The sequence below is a fragment of the Paenibacillus canaveralius genome (assembly GCF_047238265.1).
Classification (GTDB): Bacteria; Bacillota; Bacilli; order Paenibacillales; family NBRC-103111; genus Paenibacillus_F.
Genome location: NZ_JBDFMM010000001.1, coordinates 5,815,884 through 5,842,633 on the forward strand (window position 1 = coordinate 5,815,884; position 26,750 = coordinate 5,842,633).

Consider the following 26,750-nt stretch of genomic DNA (forward strand, 5'->3'; position numbering starts at 1 on the left):
ACGTAATGATCGGCGTTTTACTTACTGATTTTTCAAATCACCTGCCACTCTCCGATTTGTAGATAACTTTCGTCCGTTTTCTATCCACATGTGCATAACTTTCCGTCCGGATTCAGTCACCGTGTTTTCCACATGTCCCCAAGTCCTATCTCCATTCTATAAAAGTTCCTGTGGACTGTCTAACTCCAGCGGTTATCCACAGAATTTCTGCTATCAGGAGCATAAAAAAACCGGAGATTTTTCTCCGGCTTCCTGTTTTGATCCTTTTTGATCCTTTTTATTTCGCTTTCCTCAACTTCCTTGGCAATAAAAAAAAGACAACCGGCAGAACCGGCTGTCTTCTTCTCTATACAAACTACTCCGTAGTGTATGGAAGCAAAGCAATTGTGCGCGAGCGCTTGATTGCTGTTGTCAGCATACGCTGATACTTCGCGGAAGTACCTGTTACACGACGAGGCAAGATTTTACCTCTTTCGGAGATAAATTTCTTAAGGGTCTCGATATCTTTGTAATCGATATGAGTGATCTTGTTTGCTGTGAAGTAGCAAACTTTACGGCGCTTACCGCCTTTACCGCGGCGTGGAGTAAACTTGCGCTCCGAACGCTCCGGACGATCACCGCCTTCCGAACGTTGCGGACGGCTGCTTGTTTGTTGTTCGCTCATTTGAGTCAGTCCTTTCTACTTAGAATGGCAAATCATCATCGGATATGTCGATCGGTTTCCCGTCGTCGAGGAAAGGATCCTGCTGTTGATCCCGCGTATTTCGGCCGCTGCCGTTTCCGCCGCCGCCATATCCACCGCCTGAACCGCCGGAGTATGAACCCTCTTCACGGTTTGCGGAATTTGCGGATTCCAGGAAGCGCACATTATCGGCAATAACTTCGGTCACGTAAACTTTACGTCCCTCGTTGTTGTCGTACGAGCGTACCTGCATACGTCCTTCCACTGCCGCCAAACGGCCTTTGCGAAGATAGTTGGCGCAAGTTTCCGCAAGCTGTCTCCAAGTCACGACAGGTATGAAATCGGCTTCCCGTTCCTTCGATTGCGAACTTACGAACGGCCGATCCACCGCCAGTGTAAATTGGGTTACGGCCACACCCGCAGGTGTGTAACGCAGCTCAGGATCTCTTGTTAGTCTGCCGATAAGAATTACACGGTTTAACAACGTTCATCCCTCCGATGCTTCCTTACTTAACACGCCGATTAGGCTACGTCTTTAACGATCAGGTAGCGAATGACTTCGTCGGAAATCTTCATTACACGATCAAGCTCTGCTACAACTGCAGGTTCTGCGTTGAAATGTACGAGCACATAGTGTCCGTCACGGAACTTGTTGATCTCGTACGCAAGGCGACGTTTACCCATCAGGTCGTGCTTTGTAATTTCGCCACCACCGTTGGTGATAATGCCTTGGAACTTCTCTACAGTAGATTGAACTTGTTCTTGTTCAATGTCTGTACGAATGATATACATCACTTCGTATTTACGCATGCTTGTCACCTCCTTTTGGACTAAGCGGCTCCCAATTCTGATCGGGAGCAAGGAGCGAGAATTAATTGAATTACAAAACTCGCACCTAAATACTATAGCAGATTGCTTTCCCCATTACAAGTCATAACCTGTCCAAACTCCGGAACTGCCAATGTCTGCTTGCCGGCGGACTTCCTGCGCGGCACATGCTATTCCTGAGCGGCGGACATACTAATTCCGTAATTCAAAAGCCTGGGGGTGAAAAAGATGGGTGAAAAGACGCAGTTCGTGCCTGGCGACAAGGCACCCAACGAAGGCCGTTACATCGAAATCGGCGAGAACGCCTTTCATATGGGAATTAACAACCCGGAAATCGTCCACTTGAAAAAAGGTGACTCGTTTCCCGACACCAAAAATCACAACCGCAAATGGAAGCGGCTGTACCACTGAAAAGGGGCTCTGCCTTTATGAAGAAATCCTTCACGCTGTATGCGACGATTTTCGGTCTTTTACTTTGTCTGATTCATTATTTCGGCCATGACCGGGACTCGCTGTATCTGCTCTTTTACTCCCTCAGCGTGCCTGCCTGGTTTGCTCCCATGTTCACGAACGTCTACGAAATCTCCATGGGTAAAATGTTCGTCATCTACGTGCTCACGGTAGCTTCCTGGGCACTTGTCGGTTACATCATCGACCGTTTTTCCGTTGTGCGGAAAGAACGGCAGGGACGCCCCGGCGGGGCGGCCTGAAGACCGTGGCTCAAACCAACCGCCGCGCAGTATCGCAGCGTCTGTCCATGATCGGTGTGTGACCACCGCCATGTGACGCTGAGCACCGCGCGCTGGGAGCTCCGGTGTTGTAGATCGCATGAATTTAATCGCTACGCAAACGAACCTTTGGCCTGCCCGGCAAGACCATAAGCCGAACTGCCTTGAGATTTAAATGCAAAAACCTCCTGCTTCATAACGAAGCGGGAGGTTATCATAGGTAAAGTTATGGCGGAAAGAGTGGGATTCGAACCCACGCACGGCTTGCGCCGCCTAGCTGATTTCGAGTCAGCCCCCTTGGGCCTCTTGGGTACCTTTCCGTATCGAGAACATTTTTTATTGTAGCACAAGCTGTGGTTAGTCCGCAAGAGGGAAATTCGGCAAGAAAAAAAGGAGCGTCAGGATCCCGACACTCCGTTTTCCGATGGTTCCGCTCCCTTGTCAGCCGAGGACCGGAGCACCTTCTTCAGCTTGCTTTCGAACTTCGCGCGCGGCACCAGCACGCTGTGTTTACAGCCTACGCATTTGATCCGGATGTCCATGCCCATACGAATAATTTCCATTTCGTTCGTTCCGCAGGGATGCTGTTTTTTCATCTGCACGATATCCCCGAGTTCGTAGTGTTTCTTTTCCATAGGGCTACATGGCTCCCCTTTCCCCTTTGAAATAGGTCACGGTTTTCGGGTACGGAATCTCGATTCCGTGCGCGTCCAGCTGCTTTTTCACTTCCGCGAACATTTTACGCTGCACATCTACCTGCATATTCGGTTTGCACTCCGCTGTTATCCGCAGCACAATCTCCGAATTCCCCATAGACTGGACACCGAGTACCTTCGGTTCGCTTACGATATCTTCGTTGCCTTCCGCCATCCGGTCTACGGTTTTTTGCAGAACCTCCATCGTTTTATCGATATCCGATTCATAAGCAATCGAAATATCGACGATCGCCAGCGAATTGTTAATCGAATAGTTCGTAACCTGCTTGATATTCCCGTTCGGAATAAAGTGAACTTCCCCTGTCCAGCTGCGAAGCCGTGTTACCCGGATGCCGATTTGTTCCACGGTTCCACGGAACGTATCGACTTGAATAACATCGCCTACGGCAAACTGATCCTCGAAAATGATGAAAAAACCCGTTATGACATCCTTCACCAAGCTTTGGGCTCCGAAACCGATCGCCAGTCCGAGCACACCCGCTCCGGCGAGAATAGGTCCCAGATTAATGCCTACTTGGGCCAGAATAAGCAGAATGGTTATAAAGTTGACTACATAAGAAATGATATTGTGAATAAGTTTGCCGATTGTAGCCGTACGTCTCGGATCGAACTTAAGAGGGCTCTTCTCCCTCGTTTCCATCATCCGGTTAACTAGCTTGTCGGCCACTTTAATAATTAAACGCGAGAGCACGTATATGACGATAATTTCAACGATCGTAGCCCCGTACTTGATCAGCTGCTGGGAATCCAGCAAATATTTTTTGATATCATCCACGAAATGGGTCACCGTTTCTTCAGGATTTTTCAGTCCCGTAATGGCAGCCAGTCTATTTCCCATGTTAGTCATTTTGTCACCGCCCTTACTTTTCCATCCTAACATATTCGGATTCTTTTTTGAAATAAATGCCTCTGATTTCGACCTGCTCCGTCTCGATGATCCGCTGCACTTCCGTATAGTCCTCCGCCGGAAATTGAATGGAAAGCGAACAGCCTGCCGTTACACCTTTGGGAGTCGGGCACAGATCGATTTCGATATCCGCGTACTCGAGGAGCATTTCGGCCCGCAGCGCCTGCTGGGTTGAGTCGAATGCAATGAGCAGCCACTCCTCCATTCTCATCCCTCTCTTCACTCTAGTTTCTTCTCTATCGACTACGTATATTTTACCCGCTTTCTCCGTATACTAGTAAAAACTTCTAAGCGTCCGCTGATACCTGCCGAAAGCCGCTTTACCACGATAAGAAGACGAACCCGGAGGGATCCTCAATGAAACCATTCGGCTTTTCCCCGAAACCGGTTGCCGGACAGCCCGCTTCTATTAAACTTTCTCATACGGACAGCAGCACGCCTGCCGCCCTTTCCGCTTACTTTTCCGAGATTCTAAAAAAGCTGCCCTCCTATCAACCTATTGTGATCGTTTGTGTCGGTACGGACCGTTCCACAGGCGATTCATTAGGCCCCCTGGTTGGCAGCAATTTAAAGAGACGAAGCAGCGCTTCCTATTCCTTGTACGGAACATTGGATGAGCCGGTACACGCCATGAATTTGTCCGATACGATTACGGCTATAGAGGCGGCCCACCGCCATCCCTTTATCGTGGCGATCGACGCTTGTCTCGGTCAGGTATCCAGCGTCGGTTCTATTCAAGTCGGGCATGGACCGCTTAAACCGGGAGCAGGCGTAAATAAAGAACTTCCGTCGGTCGGCGATATTCATGTTACCGGGATTGTTAACGTCGGCGGGTTTATGGAGTATTTCGTGCTTCAAAACACTCGCCTCAACCTGGTCATGAATATGGCCGACGTTATCGCCGGCTCCCTTCATCACGCCCTCTACTCCGTCCGGCAGTCTTCCCCTACTTCTGCGCTAACGTCAGACTGATCGCTTCCTTCTCCTCGGGAGAAAGCGAGTACGGGGAACCGCCCTTTTCAACCGGTTTGGCATAGATGTATGTATCTTCCCTGCTGTGAATGCCGGTGATAAGTATCCCGTCTTCATATTCGTCCAGAATAGCTACCGTGAAGCTCATCTGGCTTCCCGTGTCCGAGAAGGCGTTGTAGCGGTGAATGCCGACTTTGGACTTCATACGCTTCATCGATTGGCTGATCCGGTTCAGCCGGTCCGCCATATCTCCCTGCAGGATGATCTGGTCCTCAATCTGCTGCTGCATGTGAACAAGCAGTTGTTCAATGTTAACCTCTCCGGCTCCGTTCATGACTTTCTTATATTGTTTGCGAAGCTTGCCCAGTTTAATCCACAACGCAAGCATTCCGATTAACAGCAACAAGACAAGCAAACAAAGAACCGATAAAATCGGTTCAACCGGCAGCCCGATGTTGTTCTCACCCATGTCCTTCTTCCCCTCTGCTATCTTGTCTCGCTGTTTTTTGTTCCTTCCAGTCGGCTGCGTTCCTGCTTATAAAATAACGGAGTCCGCTATTTCTTTGACCGCTTCAATTAAAGTATCCACTTCTTCATCTGTCGTAAAATAGCTGACGCTTGCCCGAACGGCGCCGGTTTTTGCCGTGCCTGCGGTTTCATGCGCAAGCGGCGTGCAGTGATAGCCGGCTCTGACCGCGATCCCGTAATGCTGATCCAGGATGAATGCGATCTCAGACGCGTCCATGTGCTCCAGGACGAAGGACACGATACCCGTCCGTTCTTCGCCTATTCCCGGACCGAGAAGCCGAAGATCCGGCACATCCCGGAGAGCTTCCATGATCCGCTGAGTCTGCCGCCACTCCTTCGCGTGAATGTTCTCCACGCCCGTCTGCAGGACAAACTTCAAACCTTCGCTTAACCCGGCTAATCCCGGGGTATTCGGCGTGCCCGCTTCATACCTGTCCGGTCTTACTCCAGGCTGATCGACCGCCTCCGATTGGCTGCCTGTTCCGCCGTGCATGAGAGGCTCCAGATCAAGCCGGGGATGGATATACAGCCCTCCCGTCCCCTGAGGCCCCAAGAGGCCTTTGTGGCCCGGGAATGCCAGCATATCGATTCCCATCTGCTCCACGTGAATAGGAAGGATTCCGGCCGTCTGAGCGGCATCTACGAGCAGGGTTATCCCCTTTTCTCTGCAAAGCTGTCCGATCTCCGTGACGGGCAGGATGCTTCCGAGCAGGTTGGAGCTGTGATTGATCACGACAAGCGAAGTGTGTTTTTGAATATTTTCTTTTAAGGTGTCTATGTTTATTCGTCCGGCTTCATCGGTTTCCAGGTACGTGACCTGTACATTTTTGATGCGTCTCAAATATTCCAGAGGTCTTCGAACGGAGTTATGCTCGACTGCCGTACAGATAACATGCTCTCCCTCTTTCACATGACCTTTGATGGCCAAATTGAGAGCTTGCGTTGTGTTGGAGCCGAATGCGAGATCGTTGGGGTTCTTAATACCAAAAAGCTTCGCGGCATGTTTGCGTGCTTCGAACACAAACCGGCTTGCCTGTACAGCCATGCTATGACTGCCCCTGCCGGGATTAGCCCCACACTCATTCATGCAGCGCAGTACAGCCTCTCCGACCTGCGGCGGTTTTGGCCACGAGGAAGCGGCATTATCGAAATACAATAGCGGCTTCGTCACTGCCGGTCCCTCCTCACAAAGATAGCATACCTTCTCTCACTTTCTTTACAGACAGAAAGCCAAAGATTTGTATGCTATGTATGGTGTAGTTAGATAACTATCAGGAAATTTGCCCTTGAAGCATTTCCAGCAATCTGTCCAAATCATCTTTGGAGTAATACATGAGTTCGATCCGTCCTTTATAATTTTGGTGCTTGATCCGGACCGTCGTACGATAATGATCCTGAAGCTGCTCTTCCGCCTGATGGAGATAAGGATCTTTCTTCTTATCTTTCACTTTCGGCTTTTCCTTATCTTCGGAAGCGAGCTCTTCACGCCGCTTAATTTCTTCCTCTAACTGGCGAACGCTCCATTGACCGTTAATACATGCATCCGTCAGCTCTTTCTTCACCTTGTCGTCTTTGACCCCAACAATCGCTCGTGCATGTCCCATGGAAAGTGTTCCACGTGAAACATATTGTTTAATGGACTCAGGCAGATGAAGAAGACGAAGGAAATTGGCGATATGAGACCGGCTCTTGCCTACTTTTACAGATAACTCTTCTTGCGTTAATGAGAACTGATCAATGATGGCTTGATAAGCGATCGCAATCTCCATCGCATTCAAATCTTCACGCTGAACGTTCTCGATTAAAGCGATTTCCATGACCTGCTGGTCGGAGAGCTTTTTCACAACAGCCGGAATGGTCGCTAGACCGCTTGCCTGAGAAGCCCGGAACCTTCTTTCTCCGGCAATAATCTCATAGCCTTTTAAAACCGTGCGGACAATGATGGGCTGAATAACACCATGTTCCTTAATGGAAGAAGCCAGCTCTTGAATACCGTCTTCGTTAAAATGTTTACGAGGCTGGTATGGATTCGCGCGCAGCTGATTCAAAGGAATTTCAATGACCTTGTCCTCTTCCCCGATCTCCAGCTCCGGAATAAGCGCTCCTAGACCTTTACCTAGTCGTTTGCTCAAGACTAATCACTTCCTTTGCAAGCTCTAAGTATACTTCCGCACCTTTAGACCGCGGGTCGTAAGTAATAATCGATTGCCCGTGACTCGGTGCTTCGCTGAGCCGGACATTACGCGGTATAATCGTTTGATACACTTTTTGCTGAAAATACTTCTTCACTTCTTCAATGACTTGAATGCCTAAGTTTGTACGGGCGTCAAACATCGTAAGGAGAACGCCTTCAATTTGCAGCGATGTGTTTAAATGCTTCTGCACGAGTCTGACCGTATTCAACAGTTGGCTTAAACCTTCCAGCGCGTAATACTCACACTGGATCGGAATGATCACGGAGTCGGAGGCCGTCAGTGAGTTAATGGTCAAAATCCCTAACGACGGAGGACAATCAATGAGGATATAATCGTACATATGCTCGACAAGCTGAAGCGATTTTTTCAACCGGACTTCGCGCGATATCGTTGGCACCAATTCAATTTCAGCGCCCGCCAATTGGATAGTAGCCGGAATGATGTTTAAATTTGGAATTTTAGTGGAAACTGTAGCGTCTTTCGGGTGAATATCGTTAATCAGGACGTCATAAATACAGTATTCTACATCTGCTTTATTTACCCCAATCCCACTCGTCGTATTGCCTTGAGGGTCGATGTCCACCAGCAGTACCTTTTTACCGAGCGAAGCCAAACAAGCACCCAGATTGACGGATGTCGTTGTCTTCCCCACGCCGCCTTTTTGATTCGTTATCGCGATTGTCTTGGACAATTCATTCACCCCGCTACCTTAAAACCTCTCATTAAAAACTTAACAAAGAGAATACTACTATATTACCATAATCAAGAGACCGAAACTAATAAAAATGCAGGTTCCGACAACAAAAGGAATAAATTCGGCTGTTTCCTCGGCAATCGTTTTCAAATCGGGGTCTAAGGATCGGTAATAACCGGAATGAGCTGCTCTTCTCCTACAGAAGAACTCCTAAATAACGAACAAACCTATGACGTATCTTGGGCCCAAAAAGTTTGCACTTTATCCCGTAATTTTCAACTAAATTTACATAGCGCTGCTGAGCAGCTGATAGGAAGCGATTTTTCCAATTCATTAACCCGGCCAAACTCACTTCTACATTACGAAACTCCATTAAAAAATCCTCCTGCCCCAAATTCAGTTCCCTTTACGGAAATACTGTCTTTGTTGTACAGGAGGATTATGCTTTAATCCTTCGATTATTTGGCCGCATGCTGCTTAGGAATTTTAATAATGATTTCGTAGTGATCTTCGTGGTCTTGCTCGGCCGTATTAATATTAAGACCCGAACTGGCCACCATTTCAACAGACTGTCTGATGGTATTCAGCGCAAGACGTACATCTTTTGAAAAAGAAACCCGTTTGCTTTTTTTGATCTGGGTAGCTTCTTTCAAAAATTGAATGCGTGTTTCCGTCTGCTTCACGTTAAGCTCTTTGGCGATGACCTCTTCGAGAATTTTAACTTGAAGTTCTTCTTGGTCCAAAGAGAGTAAGGCACGTGCATGCCTCTCCGTAATCTTCCGCTCAATAAGCGCCATTTTGACCGGTTCGCTCAAATTCAACAAACGAATTTTGTTGGCGATAGTGGATTGGCTTTTGCCCAGTCGCTGTGCAAGACTTTCTTGTGTAAGATCATGCATTTCGATAAGCTGCTGATAAGCGGCCGCTTCTTCGATCGCCGTCAAACCTTCACGCTGCAGATTTTCGATTAATGCAATGGAAGCCGCTTGAGAATCGTTAAATTCCCGCACGATGGCAGGAATGGTTTCCAGCCCAAGCTTTTTAACCGCTCTTAATCGGCGTTCCCCCGCAATTAACTCAAACGTATTATTACGTACCCTTACAACGATAGGCTGAATAACGCCATGTGTACGAATGGTTTGGCAAAGTTCATCAATGCGATCATCATCAAAAATCGTTCTTGGTTGGTACGGACTCGGATTGATGTTTTGTACGGGAATGTTTTTAACTTCATCCATATTATTTCGCTCCGTAAAACCAAAAAGTTTTGACAGCTGCTCTTTCATGAATATAATACCACCCAACTCTTCCCCGATATTTTACAGGAAGGAGAAAGCATTGCCTCGGCATTCTACCAACCCGTTTATCTGAAACCAAAGAATTAAAGAAGGGTCGCAGACTCCCCTATTACGACAAGTGTATCCATAGTTCTTTATTGGTAAAATCCTCTATATAAGTTATTCGTCAGCAGCTCATCTTTTCCTGCCAATAAAGGCAACAAATCATGAAATTCCTGGTAATGATGTTCCACGTGAAACATCCTATTTCACTAAAGGCTGCTTTAAAGGTAATCCGGCTTTACGAGGATATTTACCGGGTGTAGGTGCTATCTTGTTGATCTGGATAAAATGCCGTACGGACTTCTCGACTGGTAATTCCAAACGATCTACCTGCTTAAGCTGGCCTTTGAGCAAGCCTATACTAAAGGCCGCCTCTTTCATTTCTTCTTCTGCATCCGCGGCCTTCATCGCGACAAACAGTCCGCCTACCTTTACAAAAGGCAGGCAAAATTCATTCAGCACGCTCAGCCTTGCAACCGCACGTGCTGTAACCAGGTCATACCGGTCACGGTGCTGCGGAAGCCGTGCTGCATCTTCCGCGCGGGCATGGACACAGGTTACATCTTCTAACCCCAGCTCTTTTACAAGCTCATTCAGAAAAACGATCCGTTTATTCAAAGAATCCACAATCGTAACCTTTAGATGCGGAAAAGCGATTTTCAGAGGGATGCTGGGAAAACCGGCTCCAGAGCCGATATCCGCCAGCGTCTCTACTTTTGACATATCCACATAAAAGGCAAGCGAAAGCGAATCGTAGAAATGTTTCAAATAAACCTGGTTGCGTTCTGTAATCGCGGTTAGGTTGATTTTTTCGTTCCACTCCACAAGCAACCGGTAGTAGGTCTCGAACTGTTGAAGCTGTTCCTCGGTGAAAGATAGCTGATGAGGCTGCAAATGACTAACAAACTGATCTTGTATTAAATCGGCCATAAGTTCCTCTATCCCCTTGCAGCGATAACTTGATTATAGTGTTCCAGGTACACAAGCAGGATAGAGATGTCTGCCGGCGTTACTCCGGAGATTCGGCTCGCCTGTCCGATCGATATGGGACGAATTTTTGCAAGCTTCTGCTTCGCTTCCGTTGCAATTCCGTGAATATCTTCATAGATGATATCGTCCGGAATCTTTTTCTTTTCCATCTTTTTAAGCCGTTCTACCTGGGCCAGCTGTTTTTCGATATAGCCCGCATATTTCACTTGAATTTCAGCCTGCTCTTTTACCTCATCGGAAAGCTCTTCCGGCAGAGGGATCATTCCCTCAATATGAGAGTAATTGATCTCCGGACGTTTCAGAAGGGTAAGAAGATCCACGGCGTTATTCAGCAGAACCGTACCCGCCTCTTCCAGAATAGCTTGAACATGAGGTTCGGGGCGGACCTTTGTCGTTTTAAGACGCTGCAGTTCCTGTTCGATCTGTTCCTTTTTCGCCAGAAAACGCTGGTAACGCTCTTCCGGAATGAGTCCGATTTTGTGACCGATCGGAGTAAGCCGGAGATCGGCATTATCGTGGCGAAGCAGCAGACGATATTCCGCACGCGAAGTGAGCAAGCGGTAAGGTTCCGGCGTCCCCTTCGTTACCAGGTCATCAATCAATACGCCGATGTAGCCTTCGGAACGGTCGAGAATGACAGGGTCCTTCCCCTGTACCTTGCAGGCGGCATTAATACCGGCCATAATTCCTTGACCGGCCGCTTCCTCGTATCCCGATGTGCCGTTGATCTGGCCAGCCGTAAACAACCCGTCAACCAGCTTCGTTTCAAGGGTCGGTTTCAACTGCGTCGGAACAACCGCATCGTACTCGATTGCGTAACCGGTACGCATCATTTCAACCTTTTCCAGGCCCGTTATCGAACGCAGAATTTTAAGCTGAACATCTTCCGGCATGCTTGTCGACAGTCCTTGCACATAATACTCGGACGTATTGCGTCCTTCCGGCTCAAGGAAAATCTGATGCTTCGGCTTATCGGCAAAACGTACGATTTTATCCTCGATAGACGGACAGTAACGGGGTCCCGTTCCTTCGATGGCTCCCGAAAACATCGGTGCACGATGCAAATTGTCATTAATAATCTCATGAGTATTCTCAGTCGTATAAGTCAGCCAGCAAGGAAGTTGGTCCTGTGTCCCCTCTTTCGTTTCGTAAGAGAAAAATCTTGGATTTTCGTCTCCCGGCTGAATTTCCGTTTTGGAAAAATCAATGGAATCTTTGTGCACACGCGGCGGTGTTCCCGTTTTGAAACGGACGAGCTCCAGTCCCAAATCACGCAGAGATTGAGATAGCCGGACGGAAGGCTGCTGGTTATTCGGGCCGCTTTCATACATCAGCTCTCCCATAATGACTTTCCCGCGCAGATAAGTACCCGTCGTCAGAACGACAGCTTTGCCATGATATTCGGCCCCGGTCTTCGTTACTACGCCTTTGCAGACACCATCTTCCACAATCAGCTCTTCCACCATCCCCTGACGTAACGTCAGGTTTGAAGTGCTTTCAATGGTTTCTTTCATCATATGCTGATACAGAAATTTATCCGCTTGCGCACGCAGGGCATGAACGGCCGGTCCTTTTCCTGTGTTCAACATCCGCATTTGAATGTACGTTTTGTCGATATTGCGTCCCATTTCTCCGCCAAGCGCGTCGATTTCACGCACAACATGCCCTTTTGCAGGTCCTCCGATAGAGGGATTGCAAGGCATAAAAGCAACCATATCCAGGTTGATTGTCAGCAGAAGCGTTTCGCAGCCCATCCTGGCTGCGGCCAGCGCCGACTCGACGCCGGCATGGCCCGCTCCGATGACGATAACTTCGTAGTTTCCGGCTGTGTAGCCCATCCTTTCTACCTCCTATACCGTCTTATTTTCCAAGACAGAACTGTGAAAAAATTTGATCGATCAACGATTCGGCAACCGAATCTCCTATAATTTCACCGAGATGCTCCCATGCAGCCCGGATATCAATCTGAATCATATCGATCGGCACGTAGGCATCGTTAGCCTCCATTGCTTCACTCAGCGAGCCTTTGGCCTGTTTCAGAAGTCCGATGTGTCGGACATTGCTGACATAGGTCAAGTCCGTGGATTCCAAATTGCCTTCGAAGAAAATGGCTGAAATCGCCTTTTCCAGTTCCGTAAGGCCGCTTCCTTCCAGGAGAGATAACGAAACCACTCGTCCTTGCGGGAATTTGGCTTCGATCTCATCTTTATCTATTTGTAAGGGAAGATCCGTTTTATTCAAAATGACAATGGTTTGACGCTGCCGCAGTTCTTCAATCATGGCCAGTTCTTCAGGCAGCAAAGGTTCGCTGCTGTTCAACACCAGGAGAATCAAATCCGCCTCGGACAAAGCCGTTTTGGACCGCTCTACCCCGATCTGTTCCACAAGATCCGACGTTTCCCGGATTCCGGCCGTATCAAGAAGCTTCAACGGAATACCGCCCACATTAACGTATTCCTCAATCACATCGCGGGTTGTCCCGGGAATATCCGTGACGATGGCACGGTTCTCCTGCGCCAGCGTATTAAGCAGCGACGACTTCCCGACGTTCGGTTTGCCGATAATCGCCGTCACGATACCCTCACGCAAAATCTTCCCGTGTTCGGCCGTTCGTAACAGCTCGTCAATACGGGAACTCACTCCAATGCAGCGTTCGCGGATAAACGCGTTGGTCATTTCCTCAACGTCATGCTCCGGATAATCGATATTCACTTCAATATGAGCCATCAGCTCAACCAGCTGGTACCGCAGCTCGCCTATCGCTTTGGATAAATTGCCGTCCACCTGCTTCAACGCAATTTGAAATGCACGGTCCGATTTGGACCGGATCAGGTCGATGACCGCTTCCGCCTGGGTCAGGTCAATCCGTCCGTTCAGGAAAGCGCGTTTAGTGAACTCACCGGGCTCGGCAACGCGGATTCCCTGCTCCAGAAGAAGGTCCATCACCCGTTTCACGGACACGATTCCCCCGTGACAATTGATTTCCACGACATCTTCCGTCGTGAAAGAACGCGGCGCGCGCATAACGCTGACGAGAACTTCTTCTATTTTATCACCCGATGAAGGGTGAATGATATGCCCATAATGAATGGTATGTGTCAGAGCCTCGGACAATTTCACTTTAGACCGGAATAACGGCTCCACAAGCGTGACGGCTTCGTCGCCGCTGACTCTCACAACCGCGATACCGCCTTCTCCGAGCGGAGTCGCAATGGCGGCAATTGTATCTGAAATCATAAATAAACACCCCGTAAGCGGAGCGGTAACCGCTCAAATTATGAAAAAAGCAATGACGCCTAGAGAATACAGGGTCATTGCAGACAGTTATCTTAACGTAATTACAACGCGACGATTCGGTTCGTCGCCTTTGCTGTATGTTTTCACCGACGGATGCGATTGAAGCTCGGCATGAATGATTTTGCGCTCCTGAGCGTTCATCGGCTCCAAAATCAATTCTTTCCGGGAACGGACGACACGGCCCGCAAGCCGGTGTGCCAGTTCCTGCAGCGTCTGCTTCCGTCTGTCTCTAAACTGCTCGGCATCGAGCAGGATGCGGACATGCGCGCTTGAGAACCGATTTGCGACGATATTGACCAAATATTGAAGCGCGTCCAAAGTTTGTCCTCTTTTACCGATCAATATTCCCAGTTCGGATCCGCTTAAGTTAAACAAATGGCCTTCTTTCGTTTGCTTCTGGTCAATGGAGATAGCCAGCCCCATCGTTTCGAACAGCTCTTTCAGAAAAGCGACGGCTTCTTCGATCGGATCCGGGATCTTCTCGAGTTCCACCTTCGCTTCCTTCGTGCCGATCAATCCGAGAAAACCTTTGGACGGCTGTTCCAGGACGGTGACATGCACCCGGTCTTGCGTAGTGCTTAACTGCACAAGACCGGCCTTTATTGCATCATCAATCGTTTTTCCCGTCGCAATCACTTTTTTCATGCAGCCTGTCCACCTTTTGTTTTAGGAGATCGACCGTACAAGAAATAGGTCTGAACGATGGTGAAGATGTTGCTGTAAATCCAGTACAGCGGCAAAGCGGATGCGAAGCTCATCGACATCACGAAGATCATGACCGGGAAAATAAACATGATGCTCTGCATCTGTTTGTTCATCGGGTTCTGAGTTGACATCACTTTCTGCTGAATGAACGTTGTGGCCGCCGCTAAGATCGGCAGTACATAGAACGGATCGGGCTTGCCGAGTTCCATCCATAGAAATTGGTGTGAAAAAATGTGCGGATTCCGCACGATCGCTTGATAAAGCGCCAACAGAATCGGCATCTGAATCAAAATCGGGAAACATCCGGCAAGCGGATTGACACCGTGCTTCTGGAAAAGCTTCATTGTCTCTTCCTGCTGCTTTTGCGGGTTATCTTTAAACTTCTCGCGGATTTTAGCCATTTCCGGTTGAACTTCCTGCATACGCTTGGAGCTCTTGTACTGCTTCAGCGTCAGCGGCAGAACGATCAGACGGATAATGATGGTCACGATCAGGATAGAGATACCGTACGAATTGCCAATCGAATTGGCAAAGAAATCGAGCAGATCAGACAGAGGAATAATGAAGTATTTGGTGAAAAATCCTGCTGTCGCGGGATCCAATGGAGGATACGAGGTAGGCGACGTGCCGCAACCCGTTAGCACGAACAACAGCAAAAGAAGCGGTGCATATTTGTAGGTTCGACGAATCAATTGAGGTCCTCCCAGTTTTCTATTCCACCATAAACTATACCATAGTTTAATCCGGCAAGGAAATAATTGCTTGGAAATTAAAGCATGTTTAAATCGAGCCGGGATCAGCTGTTTTTTCGCAGCAGCCCCGCCCGTTTGAAAACATGGTAGATGCTCTTCTCCATCTCGTGGTAATCCATTTCGACGGCCGGCTTTCTCACGATCACAATATAATCGTAGCCGCCGGGAAAACGCTCCTCGTTCAGCCGGATAATTTCCTTTAGAACGCGGCGCAGCCTGTTGCGGATGACGGCGTTTCCAATCTTTTTGCTGGCCGAAATCCCGAGCCGGAAATGATCGTTCTCACGACGAGGCATATAATATAGAACAAACTGGTGGTTCGCTGCCGACTTTCCGTAGCGGTACACCTTTTGAAAATCTTCTCTTTTTGCAAGCCTAAGCTTTTTTTCCACAAGCAAGCACTCCAAACAAAACCGCTTCTTTGACCGCCCATTCCTTAGTTTTCACCGGCAACGGGCGGTTTAATCGGTCGAAACCCTCACAACCCTATAAAAATCCAGAAAAAAAGACCACATCAAGTGGCCTGGCAATTAAGCACTCAGTACTTTTCTACCTTTTTGACGGCGTGCTTGCAGCACTTTACGGCCGTTTTTCGTGCTCATTCTTTTACGGAAACCATGGTTCTTCTTCCGTGTTCTTGTGTTCGGGTTAAACGTAGGACGCATCTATTTGCACCTCCCTGAGGATCTATCTAATCCCAAAAATGTCTTTTTCAATTAAAGCACAAAGAGAGGCTATAAGTCAAGGTGGAAGCTCCGCCGGAACAACCTGTGTACAAACTTTTCAGCCCCTTGTGCAGAACTTGTCGAAAGCAAACAAATTATCAACAATATCTAGTGGTGTTAATATTAACTTTACACAAGGGGTTGAATATGTGGATAAATTAAAACATTGCGTTGATAATCCCTCTCTCATTTGCTAATATAGTATTGTTTCTGTTGTGGATATTCTCCTGACTCCCTTCGTTTATCAACAGCCTGTGGATAACATTGTGAACAATTTTCCCTCTATTCGAGCAAGTCTCTTCTGCATAACCTGACTCGTGTGGATAAGAATCGACAAGATTTTGTGGTAATTGACATGAAGCAAGGCGACATGGCGTTTTCCGCAAGTCTTTTTTATGTTTAAAGGAGTGAACTGTTGTGGATAGCCATACGACCGACTCATGGCAGCAAGTCCTGTCTATCATACAAAAAAAATTAAGCAAGCCGAGTTTCGATACTTGGCTTAAATCCACAAGAGCTACCGTCTTTACGGATACGACTGTCGTCATAAGCGCACCGAACAATTTTGCGAAAGAATGGCTGGAAAGCCGCTACGCGAAAATGATCGGAACCACGATCTATGAATTTCTCGGCAAGCAGGTCGAGGTTAAATTCATAAACGAGTCCGACGAGAAATCACCCGTTGCGGTACAAACACCGCCTCCGGAAATTCCGAAGGAGCCTGCCCCTCCCGTTCAAGAAGAAACTTTTCATCATATGATGAACTCGCGGTACACGTTCGATACGTTCGTTATCGGCGCCGGTAACCGGTTCGCCCATGCGGCTTCTCTCGCCGTTGCGGAAGCACCGGCCAAAGCGTACAATCCGCTTTTTCTGTACGGAGGCGTGGGATTGGGTAAAACCCACTTGATGCATGCCATCGGGCATTATGTGCTTGAACATAACCCGCGGGCACGCGTTCTTTACATCTCGTCCGAGAAATTCACGAACGAATTCATCAATGCGATCCGGGATAACCGCGGCGAAGGATTCCGCAACAAATACAGAAGCATTGACGTGCTTCTTATTGACGATATTCAATTTCTTGCGGGAAAAGAACAGACGCAGGAAGAATTTTTCCACACATTCAACGCTCTTCACGAAGAAGGCAAGCAGATTATCATCTCCAGCGACCGGCCTCCCAAAGAGATCCCGACGCTTGAAGACCGTCTGCGCTCACGCTTTGAATGGGGACTGATTACGGATATCCAGCCTCCCGACCTAGAGACGCGTATTGCGATTCTCCGCAAGAAAGCCAAGGCTGAGAATCTGGAAATTCCGAATGAAGCGATGGTCTATATCGCCAATCAGATCGATACAAACATCCGGGAACTTGAGGGGGCGTTGATAAGAGTCGTCGCCTATTCATCCTTGAGCAACCAGGATATTACGACGCATCTGGCCGCGGAAGCGCTGAAAGACATTATTCCTTCAAGCCGGCCGCGCGTTATTACGATGCAGGATATACAACAGAAAGTCGGAGAGTTCTACGGGTTGAAAATGGAGGATTTCAAAGCGCGGAAACGGACCAAAGCCGTTGCTTTTCCGAGGCAGGTTGCCATGTATTTATCGCGGGAAATGACCGATTTTTCACTTCCCAAGATTGGCGAGGCATTCGGCGGACGTGACCACACGACAGTCATCCATGCGCATGAGAAAATTAGCGAGGCCCTGAAGACAGATCAGGAACTTTTCAAAATCATTCATAGCCTGACGGAAAAAATCAAAAATCCGTCCTCTTAATAACTACAAGCCTATGCACAAACTATGCACATGTGGATAGGCTTGTTTTTTGTGACTTTCGTCCACATATCCACATATCCAGTGCCTCTACTACTATTACTAAAAAAAAAAAGGTATTATATAAGGGTATGCAGTCCGGCTAGAATTTAGAACCACAGGAGTGAAAACATGAAATTAACGATATTGAAAGATTATCTTAATGAATCCATTCAGCACGTCTCCAAGGCAATCTCCAGTAAAACGACTATTCCGATTTTGACCGGAATCAAAATAGACGCCACTTCAGAGGGTGTAACCCTGACTGCCAGTGATACCGACATTTCCATCCAAAGCTTTATGCCGACCGAAACTGCTGAGCTGAAAGTAATTGAGCTCTTTCAACCGGGAAGCGTCGTGCTCCCCGCTAAATTTTTCATGGAAATGATCCGCAAGCTCCCTTCCCAAACGATCGAGATCGAAGTTAAGGACCATTTTCAAACGACGATTCGTTCGGGATCTTCCGAAGTGCAGATTATGGGTCTCGATCCTGAAGAATATCCGCTTCTGCCTCAAATCGAAGAAAGCCGCACGATCCGGATTCCAAGCGATCTGCTCAAAACAATGATCAAGCAGACGTCTTTTTCCGTTTCAACGAACGAAACTACGCCTATTCTGACCGGTGTCCTCTGGCAGATTACGGACAACAAGCTGAAATTTATCGCGTGCGACCGACACAGACTGGCCTCCCGTGAGATTAACCTCGATCTGGAACCGGGACAGAAATTCCATCCGATCGTTATTTCCGGACGTACGCTTAACGAGCTCAGCAAAATTTTGCCGGATCAGAATTCCTTGATCGACATCGTTATCGCGGACAGTCAGGTCCTGTTCAAAATGAACTCGATTTTGTTCTATACCCGTATTCTGGACGGAACTTATCCGGATACTTCCAAGCTTATTCCGCAATCGTTCCAGACAGAACTCGTTGTCGGCACCAAAGAACTGGCCGATGCGATTGACCGTGCTTACCTGCTTTCCAGAGAAGATAAGACCAATATCGTTAAACTTGTGATGAAAGAAGATGAAACCATCGAGGTTTCTTCAAGTTCGTCCGAATTGGGCAAAGTAACGGAGCAGCTGCAGCTCCAGAAGATCAACGGTGAGCTGCTGCGGATCTCCTTCAACTCCAAATATATGCTCGACGCGCTTAAAGTCATGGATAGCGACAACATTCACATCGGTTTTACCGGCGCCATGCAGCCGATCATTATCCGTCCGGAAGAGCAGCAAAATATTTTGCAGCTTATTCTCCCGTACCGCACTACGAACTAAAGCCAGCCGGCAATTACATCAAACAAACGGAGGAGACTCGATGAAAGAGGTCACCATTCGTACGGAATATATAACTTTGGGTCAATTTTTGAAACTTGCGGACTGCATTCAAACCGGGGGACAGGCTAAATCCTTTCTTCAGGAAGCCCATATCGAAGTAAACGGAGAACTTGAAAACCGCCGCGGGCGGAAGCTGTACTCCGGAGACAAAGTCGCCGTAGAAGGCTGCGGGGAATTCGTCGTGTCCCGGGAGTAGGCCCGAGGAAGCACAGGAGGAACGCCATTGTTTGTCAAACGGCTGTTGTTGGATCATTATCGGAATTATCCACATGTGGAAATCTCGACGGATCGGAATGTTAACATCTTTGTAGGTCCCAATGCGCAGGGGAAGACCAACTTGCTGGAATCCATTTATGTGCTTGCACTGACCAAGTCCCATCGTACCCATCAGGATAAGGAATTGATTCAATGGCAGGAGGACCATGCCAGACTTTTCGGCGAGGTGGAACGGAAATACGGAATGAGTACGCTCGAGCTTTCGATAACGGGCAAAGGCAAGAAAGCAAAAGTAAACGGGCTTGAGCAAAAAAAGCTGAGCCAGTACGTCGGGGCGCTCAACGTGGTGATGTTCGCTCCCGAAGACCTGGAGATCGTCAAGGGAAGCCCCGGCATCCGCCGGAGGTTTCTCGATATGGAGATCGGGCAGGTATACCCCAGCTACCTCTACGACCTCACTCAATACCAGAAAGTGCTTGTGCAGCGCAATAATTTGCTAAAGCAGTCTTACCCTCCATCCGCGGCCAACAGCTCCATGCTTGATGTGTGGAATGAACAGCTTGCGGCCTTCGGTGTTAAAATTATGAAAAAGCGTCAAAGCTTTATAAAGAAACTCCAAAGCTGGGCGGAGCAAATTCATCAGGGGATTACCGACGGCAAGGAAACGCTTCGGGTGGAGTATGCTCCTTCCTTTGCGGACGGGCACTTTGAAGATGAATCTGTTTTATTGGACCGATTTATGATAAAGTTATCACAGATAAAAGAACAGGAAATGCGAAGAGGCGTCTCATTGATCGGTCCGCACCGGGACGACCTTCTTTTCTGCATTAACGACAAAGACGTACAGACGTACGGATCCCAAGGGCAGCAGAGGACGACTGCTCTTTCTTTAAAGTTGGCCGAAATCGAACTGATCCGGGAGGAGGTCGGCGAGTACCCTGTTTTACTCCTCGACGATGTTCTTTCCGAACTTGACGAATATAGACAGACCCAACTCATCCAGACGTTTCAGAAGAAAGTACAGACGTTCATCACAACGACCGGACTCGAAAGCGTCCATTTGGACCAGTTAGACCATGCGGCCGTTTTTCATGTTTCGAGCGGCAGCGTCATCGACAGGAGTTGAGAGATTGTGTTTATCCATTTAGGCGGCGAAAAGATTATTCGTTCCTCGGAACTCATCGCGATTTTCGATCTGTCGATCGAGAAGTCTTCGAAGATATCCAAGCAGTTTATTGCGGAGGCGGCTCGCGGCAAAAAGATCGAGATCATTGGCGAAGAGGAATGCAAATCGCTTGTCGTGACGCAAAGCAAAGTGTATTATTCCCCAATCTCCTCGATGACTTTGAAGAAACGCGCAAATCAGCTGTTGACGAACTGAGCGATTTGACTATGTAAAAGCAGGTGAAGGGTGTATGACTTTGAACCAAAATTCGTACGATGAGAATCAGATTCAGGTACTGGAAGGGCTGGAAGCCGTTCGTAAAAGACCGGGCATGTATATCGGCTCGACCAGCAGCCGCGGCCTGCACCATCTCGTGTGGGAAGTTGTCGATAACTCCATCGACGAAGCGCTGGCCGGTTATTGTACCCGTATCGACGTCATCGTTCATAAAGACAACCGGATAACCGTAATTGACAACGGTCGCGGAATTCCCGTAGGGGAACATGCCAAAATGAAACGTCCCGCCCTGGAAGTAGTTCTCACCGTGCTGCATGCAGGCGGCAAATTCGGCGGAGACGATTCGGGTTATAAAGTTTCCGGCGGACTTCACGGGGTAGGTATTTCCGTTGTTAACGCGCTGTCCTCGCATCTTCTCGTACGAGTCAAGCTGCACGGTAAAATCCACGAACAAGAATATCGCCAGGGTAAACCGCAATACGATCTTCGGATTATAGGCGAAACGGAAGAAACCGGAACAACGGTTACGTTTACGCCCGATCCGGAGATTTTTACGGAGACGACCGAATACGATTACGAGATTCTGCAATCCAGACTCCGTGAGCTGGCGTTTTTGAATAAAGGAATCGAGATTAATCTGACCGACGAACGTACGGATACTTCCGACAGCTTTATGTACGAGGGAGGAATTAAATCCTTCGTCGAGCACTTGAACCGGAACAAAGAGGCCCTGCATCAACCTCCGATTTATGTCGAGGGCAGCAAGGACAATATCCAGGTTGAAGTGGCTATTCAGTACAATGACAGCTACACGGAGAACATCTATTCGTTCGCAAACAATATCAATACACACGAAGGCGGCACTCACGAGTCCGGCTTCAAAAGCGCATTAACGCGGATTCTGAATGACTACGCGCGCAAAACGAATGCGATCAAAGAAAGCGGCTCTAACCTGTCCGGTGATGACGTGCGTGAGGGCTTGGCCGCTATTATTTCGGTCAAGATACCCGAACCGCAGTTTGAAGGACAGACCAAGACGAAGCTTGGGAACAGTGAAGTGCGCGGAATCGTCGATTCTCTGTTTGCCGAGAAGCTTCTCGAATTCCTGGACGAGAACCCGGCGATCGCGAAAAAAATCGTCGAGAAAGGCCTCCAGGCTTCCCGTGCGCGTGAAGCGGCCCGTAAAGCGAGAGAACTGACCCGCCGTAAGAGCGTGCTAGAAGTAAGCTCACTTCCGGGTAAGCTGGCTGACTGCTCGTCCAAGGATGCGTCTATCAGCGAGCTTTACATCGTGGAAGGGGACTCCGCCGGCGGCTCGGCCAAACAGGGCCGTGACCGTCACTTCCAGGCCATCCTGCCGATCCGGGGTAAAATTTTGAACGTTGAGAAAGCACGTTTGGACAAAATTTTATCGAACCTCGAGATCCGTGCCATTATTACGGCGATGGGTACCGGCATCAGCGACGATTTCGATATTACCAAAGCCCGTTATCACAAGCTGATCATTATGACCGATGCGGACGTCGACGGAGCCCATATCCGTACTTTGCTGCTCACGTATTTCTATCGCTATATGCGCAAGTTGATTGAAGTCGGATATGTGTATATCGCACAGCCGCCGCTTTATAAACTGGAGCGGGGCAAAGTAGCCCGCTATGCATACAGCGACAAGCAGCGGGATGAGATCATGAAAGAGTTTGGCGAAGGAGCCAAAGTCAACGTTCAGCGTTACAAAGGTCTCGGAGAGATGGATGCGGAACAATTATGGGATACGACCATGGATCCGGAGACTCGTACTCTGCTGCAAGTCACTATCCAGGATGCGATGGACGCCGATTCTATTTTCGATACGCTGATGGGAGATAACGTGGAACCTAGACGTAACTTCATTCACCAGCACGCTAAGTATGTAAAGAACTTGGATATTTAAAGGCTTCAAGAGATAGAGGGCTGGTTTTTTTCCAGTCTAGGATGCACGTTTCAGGAGGATAAATCATGACCGAAGAAATGCGTTCGCAAGTCGTTGAGGTTGATATTAGTTCGGAAATGCGCACCTCATTCTTAGATTACGCCATGAGTATCATCGTCAGCCGTGCGCTTCCCGATGTCCGGGACGGCCTCAAACCGGTTCACCGGCGTATTTTGTACGCGATGTCCGAGCTGGGGATGTATTCAGATAAACCGCACAAAAAGTCAGCCAGAATCGTCGGCGAAGTAATCGGTAAGTACCACCCTCACGGCGATTCTCCCGTGTATGAAACGATGGTCCGGATGGCGCAGGATTTCTCGCTGCGGTACATGCTTATCGACGGGCATGGAAACTTCGGTTCCGTAGACGGCGACATGGCCGCAGCTATGCGTTACACGGAAGCACGCCTTTCCAAGATTGCTATGGAGATGCTCCGCGATATCAACAAAGAGACCATCGATTACATCCCGAACTATGACGGAGAGGAACAGGAGCCGGTCGTACTGCCGGCACGGTTCCCTAACCTTCTTGTAAACGGATCTTCCGGTATTGCCGTAGGTATGGCTACCAATATTCCGCCGCATAATCTTGGAGAGGTTATCGACGGAATACAGCAAATGATCGAGAACCCGGATGTCACTCCGTTGGAATTGATGCAGTCGATCAAGGGACCGGACTTCCCGACGGGTGCGTATATACTCGGCCGCGAAGGAATCCGGCAGGCTTATGCCACAGGCAGAGGCTCCGTCACCATGAGAGCGAAAGCCGACATTGAAGAAGTAAACAATAAAGCACGGATTATCGTGCATGAAATTCCTTATCAAGTAAACAAAGCCCGTCTCATTGAGAAAATCGCCGAACTCGTACGCGACAAGAAAATCGACGGCATTACAGACTTGCGTGATGAATCGGACCGTAACGGTATGCGCATCGTTATGGAGCTGCGTCGGGACGTCAATCCTAACGTAGTTCTCAATAACTTGTACAAGCATACGGCTTTGCAGTCTAATTTCGGTATTATCATGCTGGCTCTCGTAAATGGTGAACCCCGGGTATTAAACCTTAGAGAAATGATTTATTACTACCTGGAGCATCAAAAAGTCATCATTCGCAGACGTACGGAATATGATTTGCGCAAAGCCGAAGCCCGCGCTCATATTCTCGAAGGCCTGCGTATCGCGCTCGACAATCTGGATGAAGTTATTGCTCTGATCCGTTCTTCCCGTACAACGGACGCCGCGCGTGAAGGCTTGATGACAACTTTCAGCCTCTCTCACGATCAGGCGCAAGCCATCTTGGATATGCGTCTGCAGCGCCTTACGGGCTTGGAGCGTGAGAAGATCGAGCAAGAATACGCGGAACTTCTTCAGAAGATCGCGGAATTAAAAGCTATTCTTGCAGACGAACAGCTTATTCTCGCCATCATCAGCGACGAACTCAATGAAATTAAACAAAACTTTGGTGATGAAAGACGAAGTGAAATTACCAAGGGTGAAGACAGCATCGAAGACGAAGATTTGATTCCTCAAGAGGATGTTGTCATTACTATTACCCACACGGGTTATATTAAACGCCTTCCGGTAAACACTTACCGCAGCCAGAAACGCGGAGGCCGCGGCATCGTAGGTATGGATACGAAGACGGATGACTTTGTAAACCATCTGTTCGTAACCAACACGCACCATTACCTTCTCTTCTTTACGGACAGGGGTAAAGTGTACAAGCTTAAGGCCTACGAGATTCCGGATCTTAGCCGGACTGCGCGCGGAACCCCGATTATCAATCTGATTCAGATTGAACAGGGCGAAACCGTTAGTGCCGTTATCCCGGTTCAGGAATTCAGCGCGGACAGTTACTTGTTCTTTGCCACAAAGCAGGGAATTGTGAAAAAGACTCCGCTGGATGATTACATCAACATCCGCAAAGGCGGACTTATCGCAATCAATCTCCGCGACGATGACTCGCTTGTCGGGGTTAAACTGACGGATGGCAAACGCCACATCATCATGGGGACGCGGGACGGCATGTCCATTCGGTTCCCGGAAGACGATGTCAGATCCATGGGCCGTTCGGCCACGGGTGTCAAAGGCATTCAAATCGGTTCGGAAGATACCGTAATCGATATGGACGTGGTGGATGAAGACGCAAGCGTCCTGATCGTAACCTCCAAAGGTTTCGGTAAACGGACACCGATTGCGGAATACCGCGTTCAATCACGTGGCGGTAAGGGGATCAAGACGCTCAACGTTACCACCAAGAACGGTTCGGTTGTAGGTCTTAAAGTCGTGAATAACGACGAAGACCTGATGATCATTACCGCGAGCGGGACTCTTATCCGTACAAGTATTTCGGGTATCTCTGAAATGGGACGTAACACGCAAGGGGTTCGTCTAATCAACATCCGTGAGGATGATGAGGTGGCGACTGTGACCCATGTGGCCAAGAGTGAGGAAAGCCAGGATGATGAGTTTAACGAAGAAGATCAGGAACAAGTAACGTCGTCGCCGGAACAAACCGGTGTACAAACAGAAAATCCTGATGAAGGTACTGAAATTTAATAATAAAGATTCGGAGGTGGGGACTTACATCCCCATCTTTTTTGTTTTACAATAAAATTGACAAACTTAGGTAAAGCGGAGGGAAATACTTTGCGGACAGTCTCTGTCTCACAAATTAAAGCCGGCGACAAGCTGCTGGAGGCTGTAAACAGCCGTTTCGGCAATGCACTATTTTATAAGGGCAGAATCCTGACAGAGAGAGATACGGAGATCCTGAAGGCATTCCTGATCTCTACCGTAACCATTGATAACGGGACAAGCAATCCTGGCCCGGAATCGGCCGGTGCGGTTGCTGGGGCAAATATAGATACGAAGCAAATCTCATCCTTTGATCTTTCTTACGACCAAATGCTGCAGCTGCTTAAGAAAGCGTTCGGTCTTGTTCTGGGCAACTCTGCCCTGCCGGTGCTGGAGATGCGCAATGAGCTCCACAAGCTGATTGAGCATATTGAAGGCTATCAGGTCCTTACGTTTGCACCGCGGCAGTTTCAACTGCAGGACTTCGTCTATCACAACAGCATCATGGTTTCTCTGACATCTTATCTTTTGGCTAAATGGCACGGACTCCCTCAAAAAGATTGGATGCAGATAGCTCTGGCCGGACTCCTGCATGATATCGGCAATGCCAAAATCGATCAGGCTCTTCTCGTTAAACCGACGAAGCTAACACCTGTCGAACTTGAAGAAATGCGCAAACATACCCTGTACGGCTATAATGTGCTAAAACCGATAGCAGCCCTTAACGAGGGGGTTAAGCTTTGTTCTCTGCAGCATCATGAGCGGGAAGACGCTTCCGGATATCCGCTTGGTCTCAAAAGCGATCAGATCCACATCTATTCTAAGGTGGTAGCGGTAGCCGATATCTTTCATGCCATGACAAGTGTCCGTTATCATCAGGAGGCCACGTCCCCGTATCTGGTCCTGGAGCAGTTGAGCAAAGATGCTTTCGGCAAAGTCGATCCGGCAATCGTCAATACGTTCATTAACAAAGTAACTTCGTTTCATACGGGAACTGTCGTCAAATTGAACGATAACCGTGTAGGTGAAATTGTTTTCTCCGATCGTTCGTATCCGACACGTCCTTGGGTCAACGTTAACGGAACAATCATTAACCTTACGTTGGAAAGAAATCTGTATATTCAAGAGGTCATTGAAGCGCGTTAAGACAAATAGGCTCGGTAAAAAAAGTATCTCCCTATAGGGAGATACTTTTTTGTTGACATGGTAGCGTGGCAATGGTATATTAATATTCCGCCTTCCGAAAGAAGCGACAAATTAAAAAGCCTGAAAAAATTCATCGAAAAAAAGCTTGCAATCAACTAGGTGAATGTGGTATATTAATTAAGTCGCCGCTGGAACGAAGCGGACAACGACGAGGCTAATAAAGCCGAGA

30 protein-coding genes and 1 tRNA gene are annotated in these 26,750 nt (G+C 48.4%); 11 read left to right on the forward strand and 20 right to left on the reverse strand.

Annotated elements, in window-relative coordinates; all coding sequences use genetic code 11:
• Window positions 1-355 precede the first annotated feature (355 nt).
• From rpsR to rpsF, 3 genes are read right to left on the reverse strand one after another with little or no spacing between them, the layout of a single operon-like run.
• Window positions 356-664 (reverse strand): 30S ribosomal protein S18, encoded by a 309-nt coding sequence (gene rpsR / locus ABC395_RS26215; protein ID WP_082211313.1) that lies wholly within the window; start codon window positions 662-664, stop codon window positions 356-358.
• A gap of 19 nt (window positions 665-683) precedes the next feature.
• A complete protein-coding gene (ssb, locus tag ABC395_RS26220) occupies window positions 684-1,166 on the reverse strand; it encodes a single-stranded DNA-binding protein (RefSeq protein WP_413006636.1) in 483 nt (160 codons plus the stop codon).
• Window positions 1,167-1,204: 38 nt separating this feature from the next.
• Complete coding sequence (gene rpsF, locus ABC395_RS26225; protein ID WP_413006637.1) at window positions 1,205-1,492, reverse strand: 30S ribosomal protein S6; 288 nt, start codon at window positions 1,490-1,492, stop codon at window positions 1,205-1,207.
• Window positions 1,493-1,738: 246 nt separating this feature from the next.
• Here rpsF and ABC395_RS26230 point away from each other — a divergent pair, with 246 nt between their 5' ends.
• Entirely contained in the window at window positions 1,739-1,921 is a 183-nt protein-coding gene (locus ABC395_RS26230) for a YjzC family protein (protein ID WP_009673434.1), read from the forward strand.
• A 17-nt stretch (window positions 1,922-1,938) separates the two neighbouring features.
• Entirely contained in the window at window positions 1,939-2,220 is a 282-nt protein-coding gene (locus ABC395_RS26235; RefSeq protein ID WP_413006638.1) for a hypothetical protein, read from the forward strand.
• A gap of 247 nt (window positions 2,221-2,467) precedes the next feature.
• On the opposite strand, the gene ABC395_RS26240 is transcribed toward ABC395_RS26235, so the two are convergent.
• The 4 genes from ABC395_RS26240 to ABC395_RS26255 form a co-directional block, all read right to left on the reverse strand.
• Window positions 2,468-2,558: transfer RNA gene (locus ABC395_RS26240), tRNA-Ser, on the reverse strand.
• A 78-nt stretch (window positions 2,559-2,636) separates the two neighbouring features.
• Window positions 2,637-2,873, reverse strand: a complete 237-nt coding sequence (locus ABC395_RS26245; protein WP_413006639.1) for a DUF951 domain-containing protein — start codon at window positions 2,871-2,873, stop codon at window positions 2,637-2,639.
• 4 nt (window positions 2,874-2,877) lie between these two features.
• Window positions 2,878-3,801 carry a mechanosensitive ion channel family protein gene (locus ABC395_RS26250; protein WP_413006640.1) on the reverse strand — a complete coding sequence of 308 codons (924 nt, stop codon included), beginning with the start codon at window positions 3,799-3,801 and terminating at the stop codon, window positions 2,878-2,880.
• Window positions 3,802-3,814: 13 nt separating this feature from the next.
• Window positions 3,815-4,066, reverse strand: a complete 252-nt coding sequence (locus ABC395_RS26255; RefSeq protein WP_413006641.1) for a putative Se/S carrier protein — start codon at window positions 4,064-4,066, stop codon at window positions 3,815-3,817.
• A 152-nt stretch (window positions 4,067-4,218) separates the two neighbouring features.
• Here ABC395_RS26255 and yyaC point away from each other — a divergent pair, with 152 nt between their 5' ends.
• Complete coding sequence (gene yyaC, locus ABC395_RS26260) at window positions 4,219-4,833, forward strand: spore protease YyaC (RefSeq protein ID WP_413006642.1); 615 nt, start codon at window positions 4,219-4,221, stop codon at window positions 4,831-4,833.
• On the opposite strand, the gene ABC395_RS26265 is transcribed toward yyaC, so the two are convergent.
• The 13 genes from ABC395_RS26265 to rpmH form a co-directional block, all read right to left on the reverse strand.
• Window positions 4,808-5,302: a DUF4446 family protein gene (locus tag ABC395_RS26265; protein WP_413006643.1), complete on the reverse strand. Its 495-nt coding sequence runs from the start codon at window positions 5,300-5,302 to the stop codon at window positions 4,808-4,810. The two genes, yyaC and ABC395_RS26265, sit on opposite strands and share 26 nt — an antisense overlap.
• A 66-nt stretch (window positions 5,303-5,368) precedes the next feature.
• Window positions 5,369-6,532, reverse strand: coding sequence for an aminotransferase class V-fold PLP-dependent enzyme (locus tag ABC395_RS26270; RefSeq protein WP_413006644.1), 1,164 nt, complete (start codon window positions 6,530-6,532; stop codon window positions 5,369-5,371).
• Window positions 6,533-6,632: 100 nt separating this feature from the next.
• A complete protein-coding gene (locus tag ABC395_RS26275; RefSeq protein WP_413006645.1) occupies window positions 6,633-7,493 on the reverse strand; it encodes a ParB/RepB/Spo0J family partition protein in 861 nt (286 codons plus the stop codon).
• Window positions 7,474-8,247: a ParA family protein gene (locus tag ABC395_RS26280; RefSeq protein ID WP_413006646.1), complete on the reverse strand. Its 774-nt coding sequence runs from the start codon at window positions 8,245-8,247 to the stop codon at window positions 7,474-7,476. The genes ABC395_RS26275 and ABC395_RS26280 overlap by 20 nt, the downstream gene beginning before the upstream one ends.
• Before the next feature lie 199 nt (window positions 8,248-8,446).
• Window positions 8,447-8,623, reverse strand: a complete 177-nt coding sequence (locus tag ABC395_RS26285) for a hypothetical protein (protein WP_413006647.1) — start codon at window positions 8,621-8,623, stop codon at window positions 8,447-8,449.
• 85 nt (window positions 8,624-8,708) lie between these two features.
• Window positions 8,709-9,536 carry a nucleoid occlusion protein gene (gene noc, locus ABC395_RS26290; RefSeq protein ID WP_413006648.1) on the reverse strand — a complete coding sequence of 276 codons (828 nt, stop codon included), beginning with the start codon at window positions 9,534-9,536 and terminating at the stop codon, window positions 8,709-8,711.
• Window positions 9,537-9,791: 255 nt separating this feature from the next.
• Entirely contained in the window at window positions 9,792-10,520 is a 729-nt protein-coding gene (gene rsmG / locus ABC395_RS26295; protein WP_413006649.1) for a 16S rRNA (guanine(527)-N(7))-methyltransferase RsmG, read from the reverse strand.
• Between the two features lie 8 nt (window positions 10,521-10,528).
• Window positions 10,529-12,418 carry a tRNA uridine-5-carboxymethylaminomethyl(34) synthesis enzyme MnmG gene (mnmG, locus tag ABC395_RS26300; protein WP_413006650.1) on the reverse strand — a complete coding sequence of 630 codons (1,890 nt, stop codon included), beginning with the start codon at window positions 12,416-12,418 and terminating at the stop codon, window positions 10,529-10,531.
• 22 nt (window positions 12,419-12,440) lie between these two features.
• Window positions 12,441-13,817: a tRNA uridine-5-carboxymethylaminomethyl(34) synthesis GTPase MnmE gene (gene mnmE / locus ABC395_RS26305; RefSeq protein ID WP_413006651.1), complete on the reverse strand. Its 1,377-nt coding sequence runs from the start codon at window positions 13,815-13,817 to the stop codon at window positions 12,441-12,443.
• An 87-nt stretch (window positions 13,818-13,904) separates the two neighbouring features.
• A complete protein-coding gene (gene jag, locus ABC395_RS26310) occupies window positions 13,905-14,522 on the reverse strand; it encodes an RNA-binding cell elongation regulator Jag/EloR (protein WP_413006652.1) in 618 nt (205 codons plus the stop codon).
• On the reverse strand, window positions 14,519-15,274 hold the full coding sequence (locus ABC395_RS26315; protein WP_413006653.1) for a YidC/Oxa1 family membrane protein insertase: 756 nt from the start codon (window positions 15,272-15,274) through the stop codon (window positions 14,519-14,521). Before ABC395_RS26315 ends, jag begins: the two co-directional genes overlap by 4 nt.
• Before the next feature lie 104 nt (window positions 15,275-15,378).
• Window positions 15,379-15,726, reverse strand: a complete 348-nt coding sequence (gene rnpA, locus ABC395_RS26320; protein ID WP_413006654.1) for a ribonuclease P protein component — start codon at window positions 15,724-15,726, stop codon at window positions 15,379-15,381.
• Window positions 15,727-15,864: 138 nt separating this feature from the next.
• Window positions 15,865-15,999 carry a 50S ribosomal protein L34 gene (gene rpmH / locus ABC395_RS26325; protein WP_009673467.1) on the reverse strand — a complete coding sequence of 45 codons (135 nt, stop codon included), beginning with the start codon at window positions 15,997-15,999 and terminating at the stop codon, window positions 15,865-15,867.
• A gap of 477 nt (window positions 16,000-16,476) precedes the next feature.
• Between rpmH and dnaA the strand changes: the two genes are divergently transcribed.
• The 8 genes from dnaA to ABC395_RS26365 all read left to right on the forward strand — a co-directional run bounded on the left by dnaA (window position 16,477) and on the right by ABC395_RS26365 (window position 26,521).
• Window positions 16,477-17,841 (forward strand): chromosomal replication initiator protein DnaA, encoded by a 1,365-nt coding sequence (gene dnaA, locus ABC395_RS26330; protein WP_413006655.1) that lies wholly within the window; start codon window positions 16,477-16,479, stop codon window positions 17,839-17,841.
• Between the two features lie 168 nt (window positions 17,842-18,009).
• Window positions 18,010-19,152 carry a DNA polymerase III subunit beta gene (gene dnaN, locus ABC395_RS26335; RefSeq protein ID WP_413006656.1) on the forward strand — a complete coding sequence of 381 codons (1,143 nt, stop codon included), beginning with the start codon at window positions 18,010-18,012 and terminating at the stop codon, window positions 19,150-19,152.
• Window positions 19,153-19,192: 40 nt separating this feature from the next.
• The gene (yaaA, locus tag ABC395_RS26340; RefSeq protein ID WP_413006657.1) at window positions 19,193-19,408 is read left to right on the forward strand and encodes a S4 domain-containing protein YaaA; all 216 of its coding nucleotides are present in this window, start codon (window positions 19,193-19,195) and stop codon (window positions 19,406-19,408) included.
• 27 nt (window positions 19,409-19,435) lie between these two features.
• A complete protein-coding gene (gene recF, locus ABC395_RS26345; RefSeq protein WP_103995340.1) occupies window positions 19,436-20,554 on the forward strand; it encodes a DNA replication/repair protein RecF in 1,119 nt (372 codons plus the stop codon).
• Between the two features lie 6 nt (window positions 20,555-20,560).
• Window positions 20,561-20,809, forward strand: a complete 249-nt coding sequence (remB, locus tag ABC395_RS26350; RefSeq protein WP_103995339.1) for an extracellular matrix regulator RemB — start codon at window positions 20,561-20,563, stop codon at window positions 20,807-20,809.
• A 34-nt stretch (window positions 20,810-20,843) separates the two neighbouring features.
• Window positions 20,844-22,760 (forward strand): DNA topoisomerase (ATP-hydrolyzing) subunit B, encoded by a 1,917-nt coding sequence (gene gyrB, locus ABC395_RS26355; RefSeq protein ID WP_413006658.1) that lies wholly within the window; start codon window positions 20,844-20,846, stop codon window positions 22,758-22,760.
• 65 nt (window positions 22,761-22,825) lie between these two features.
• Window positions 22,826-25,357: a DNA gyrase subunit A gene (gene gyrA / locus ABC395_RS26360; protein ID WP_413006659.1), complete on the forward strand. Its 2,532-nt coding sequence runs from the start codon at window positions 22,826-22,828 to the stop codon at window positions 25,355-25,357.
• Window positions 25,358-25,447: 90 nt separating this feature from the next.
• Window positions 25,448-26,521, forward strand: a complete 1,074-nt coding sequence (locus ABC395_RS26365; RefSeq protein WP_413006660.1) for an HD-GYP domain-containing protein — start codon at window positions 25,448-25,450, stop codon at window positions 26,519-26,521.
• Window positions 26,522-26,750 lie beyond the last annotated feature (229 nt).

Coding starts and splice junctions, on each gene's coding strand:
- noc (WP_413006648.1), bottom strand. CDS start 9,536: ATGAAAGAGCAGCTGTCAAAACTTTTTGGTTTTACGGAGCGAAATAAT.
- mnmE (WP_413006651.1), bottom strand. CDS start 13,817: ATGATTTCAGATACAATTGCCGCCATTGCGACTCCGCTCGGAGAAGGC.
- ABC395_RS26265 (WP_413006643.1), bottom strand. CDS start 5,302: ATGGGTGAGAACAACATCGGGCTGCCGGTTGAACCGATTTTATCGGTT.
- rpsF (WP_413006637.1), bottom strand. CDS start 1,492: ATGCGTAAATACGAAGTGATGTATATCATTCGTACAGACATTGAACAA.
- gyrB (WP_413006658.1), top strand. CDS start 20,844: ATGACTTTGAACCAAAATTCGTACGATGAGAATCAGATTCAGGTACTG.
- rpmH (WP_009673467.1), bottom strand. CDS start 15,999: ATGCGTCCTACGTTTAACCCGAACACAAGAACACGGAAGAAGAACCAT.
- rsmG (WP_413006649.1), bottom strand. CDS start 10,520: ATGGCCGATTTAATACAAGATCAGTTTGTTAGTCATTTGCAGCCTCAT.
- ABC395_RS26235 (WP_413006638.1), top strand. CDS start 1,939: ATGAAGAAATCCTTCACGCTGTATGCGACGATTTTCGGTCTTTTACTT.
- ABC395_RS26250 (WP_413006640.1), bottom strand. CDS start 3,801: ATGACTAACATGGGAAATAGACTGGCTGCCATTACGGGACTGAAAAAT.
- ABC395_RS26255 (WP_413006641.1), bottom strand. CDS start 4,066: ATGGAGGAGTGGCTGCTCATTGCATTCGACTCAACCCAGCAGGCGCTG.
- dnaN (WP_413006656.1), top strand. CDS start 18,010: ATGAAATTAACGATATTGAAAGATTATCTTAATGAATCCATTCAGCAC.
- gyrA (WP_413006659.1), top strand. CDS start 22,826: ATGACCGAAGAAATGCGTTCGCAAGTCGTTGAGGTTGATATTAGTTCG.
- mnmG (WP_413006650.1), bottom strand. CDS start 12,418: ATGGGCTACACAGCCGGAAACTACGAAGTTATCGTCATCGGAGCGGGC.
- yyaC (WP_413006642.1), top strand. CDS start 4,219: ATGAAACCATTCGGCTTTTCCCCGAAACCGGTTGCCGGACAGCCCGCT.
- ABC395_RS26230 (WP_009673434.1), top strand. CDS start 1,739: ATGGGTGAAAAGACGCAGTTCGTGCCTGGCGACAAGGCACCCAACGAA.
- ABC395_RS26245 (WP_413006639.1), bottom strand. CDS start 2,873: ATGGAAAAGAAACACTACGAACTCGGGGATATCGTGCAGATGAAAAAA.
- rpsR (WP_082211313.1), bottom strand. CDS start 664: ATGAGCGAACAACAAACAAGCAGCCGTCCGCAACGTTCGGAAGGCGGT.
- jag (WP_413006652.1), bottom strand. CDS start 14,522: ATGAAAAAAGTGATTGCGACGGGAAAAACGATTGATGATGCAATAAAG.
- ABC395_RS26285 (WP_413006647.1), bottom strand. CDS start 8,623: ATGGAGTTTCGTAATGTAGAAGTGAGTTTGGCCGGGTTAATGAATTGG.
- yaaA (WP_413006657.1), top strand. CDS start 19,193: ATGAAAGAGGTCACCATTCGTACGGAATATATAACTTTGGGTCAATTT.